Below are 2,992 nucleotides of genomic sequence, written 5' to 3' on the forward strand. Positions count from 1 at the left end.
AAGAGAATAGAACGATGAAATAGAATAAAAAAAGAGAGCTGTCGCACAAAGCCGAAATGGCTTAATGCGACAGCCCCCTTTTTTTAGTGGTTAGTAGCTAGTGGCTAGGGGTTAGCGGAGGTTTTTAAATTTAAAGTCATCTTCTACAAACTATAAACTACATACTACAAACTATAAAGTGAAAAGGACCTCGCATGATGACAAGCCCCTTTTTCGACAGCGGGCGCCCTACGTGGCGCTCCTACAGGGAATACCGCTTGAAAGCGGTATTCCCTTGCACCCCTTCCTCACCTCGTGTATACTTAGGATAATATGATTGCCCCAGGCAGAGGAGGTCTTAGTATGACAAAAACGCAGCATGGTATCGTGGCTTGTGTCATCGGTGCGACGACGTGGGGGTTCAATGGCGTTGTCAGTCAGTTCCTGCTCTCTCATTATCCTGTCGAGCCGTCCTGGCTGGCGTCGATACGCATGTGCCTGGCCGGGTTGTTCCTGACGCTCATGGTACTGCCGACGAAGCGGGCCGAGATACGCCAGATGCTGCATGACCCGGTCAGTCTGCGCCACTTGGTCCTGTTTGCCCTATTCGGCCTCATCTTGAGCCAGTTCTCGTATTTATCGGCCATAAAGAACTCGAACGCCGGCACGGCGACGGTCCTGCAGACCCTGAGTGTCGTCCTCATGTCGCTCTATTTAGCCGTCCGCTTCCATAAACGGCCGACAGGGCGGGAAATCCTGTCGGTCTTCCTGGCCTTTGGCGGCGTCTACCTGGCTGCGACCAACGGCACCCCGTCGACGATGGTCATTTCTCCGTTAGGCCTGACCTGGGGCCTCATCGGCGCCATCGCCTGTGTCACCCTATCCTGTCCTGTCCCAGGGGCTGGCAGCTCATTGGGGAGCGGCCGTTGCCAACGGCCTGGGCATGATCATCGGCGGCGTTTTTCTCAGTCTGACCCTGCAGGTCTGGACGGTCTGGCCCGCATTGGACCTGACGGGCTGGCTGGCTGTTGCCTTTATCGTCATCATCGGCACGGCCCTGTCTTTTGCGGCTTTTGTCACGGGTATCAGTGAAATCGGGCCGATGAAGGCGACTCTCCTGGGCACGCTGGAACCGGTCGTCGCTTCAGTGACTTCGGCCATCGCCTTGGGTACGACGTTCCATACGGTTGAACTCATCGGCTATGCCTGTATCATCGCTACGGTCTTCATTATCATCTTGCAGAAGAAACCAGCTATTTCGTAATACGTACTTTTCGTGTATAATAAGAGATGAATGAATAATGTTTTTTTCATCTTTTGAGAAAGGTGTGTTACTATGATTATTGATGATGCCGGCGGCCTCGTCTTCCGCCCGCCCAGTGAAGCCCGCAGCTTCATCCTGCGCGTTACTATCGGCTGTTCCCACAATACCTGCCGTTTCTGCGATATGTACAAAGCGTCTAAATTCCGCATCCGTCCCATGGAAGAAATAGAAGGGATCATCGAGCGCGGCGCCTATGCCATGCCCTTCATCCGCCGGATTTTCCTGGCTGATGGCGATGCCCTGGTCCTGCCGACGGACAAACTCGTAGCTATCATGCAGAAATGCTACGAAAAATTCCCCAATCTGAACCGTATCGGTGCCTATGCGACTCCGGCTGACCTGGTCCGCAAGACGCCGGAAGAATTGAAGCGCCTCCGCGAAGCGGGCCTGGCCATCGTCTACATGGGCATTGAAAGCGGAGACGACGAGGTCTTGAAACTCGTCGATAAAGGGACGACGGCAGCCCTGACCATCGAAGCCGGGAAAAAAGCCCTGGCAGCAGGCATGAAGCTGTCGACGATGATTCTCCTCGGCTTGGGCGGCCAGGAACGGACCAAAGAACATGCCCTGCATACGGCCCAGGTCGTATCGGCCATCAACCCGACCATGCTCAGCGCCTTGTCGCTCATTATTCCCCGCGAAGTACCGCTCTACCAGGATGTCGTCAATGGAACGTTTACCCCCCTGACAGCGCGGGGCTTCCTCCAGGAACTGGACATGATCCTGCGCCATACGGAAATGACCAAGCCCTGCATCTTCCGCAGTAACCACGTTTCCAATCTCCTGCCTGTCGGCGGCACCCTGCCGATGGATAAGGAAAAAATGCTGGCCACTTTGGAATGCTACATCCCGCAAGTCGACGACACGCTGCCGCTCTTAAACGATAACGGCAATTTCTGATTTTTTGCTGGAGGTGTTGCCTCGTGAAAAAACTCTGTCTTTTGCTTTTCTTCTGCATCCTGTCGATTACAACGGTCTTTGCCGACGGCCCGCGCTTCAATAACATGCGCACTGTCGTCATTGCCGATACGACACAGGACAGCTACGCCGCCCGTTTCATGAAAAACCGGCTGAAACAGCCGTTCCGCATCCCCTACTGGGACCGCATCGAAACGGATACAGCTCTGTCGCCGTCTGACGTCAACATCGACACGATGCGCGCCCTTTCGGCCCAGTATAAAGCCGACGTCGTCCTGGTCCCCGTCGTCCAGACCTGGTACTGGCGGCAGCACATGGCCGGGCTCTGGCGCTATGATGATGACGAAATCATCACGGAATGTCTCTATCACCTGACGGTATACGCCTACGATAAGCGGACCGATACCTTCAAGAGCTACAGCGACAAAGGCCGTGAAATCGAATCGGCATCTATCCTGAACGACCCCAAGGAAATCCTGACGGAATCTATGGACCGCATTATGAAAAAGCTGCCCTATAAGCGCATCCCGACGGATATCGAAGACGTCGCAACGGGTGGAACATCCTTGCAGACCAAAACGACCGAAGGCGGGGCTAAGATACTGACCAACACCTTCCCGCAGGCCATTTGAATTTAGTGGCTCGTGGCTCGTAAAAAAAGGGGCGACCCGTGGGGCGCCCGCTCCGGTATATGTACGATGTCCCAATCAGCTTGCTAGGAAAACCATCCAAATCCCTAGCGGGTCGCCCACGGGCGACCCCCACAAACTT

The 2,992-nt window shown here is 54.6% G+C and carries 3 protein-coding genes and 1 pseudogene; all 4 read left to right on the top strand.

The genetic code is table 11. The features are described 5' to 3' along the window. Positions 1-342: 342 nt before the first annotated feature. Positions 343-714: pseudogene (locus WMO23_RS11040) on the top strand (EamA family transporter); the annotation flags it as partial. A gap of 136 nt (positions 715-850) precedes the next feature. Further along, a complete protein-coding gene (locus tag WMO23_RS11045) occupies positions 851-1,243 on the top strand; it encodes an EamA family transporter (protein ID WP_239639625.1) in 393 nt (130 codons plus the stop codon). A gap of 72 nt (positions 1,244-1,315) precedes the next feature. Next, positions 1,316-2,203, top strand: a complete 888-nt coding sequence (locus tag WMO23_RS11050) for a radical SAM protein (RefSeq protein ID WP_349174075.1) — start codon at positions 1,316-1,318, stop codon at positions 2,201-2,203. A 23-nt stretch (positions 2,204-2,226) separates the two neighbouring features. After that, on the top strand, positions 2,227-2,853 hold the full coding sequence (locus WMO23_RS11055) for a hypothetical protein (RefSeq protein WP_349174077.1): 627 nt from the start codon (positions 2,227-2,229) through the stop codon (positions 2,851-2,853). Positions 2,854-2,992: the final 139 nt, after the last annotated feature.

It is taken from the genome of Megasphaera intestinihominis, from assembly GCF_040096415.1.
GTDB classification, from domain to species: domain Bacteria; phylum Bacillota; class Negativicutes; order Veillonellales; family Megasphaeraceae; genus Megasphaera; species Megasphaera intestinihominis.

Bases quoted from the DNA above. Each gene is read 5' to 3' on its own strand.
- WMO23_RS11050 (WP_349174075.1), top strand. From the start codon at position 1,316: ATGATTATTGATGATGCCGGCGGCCTCGTCTTCCGCCCGCCCAGTGAA.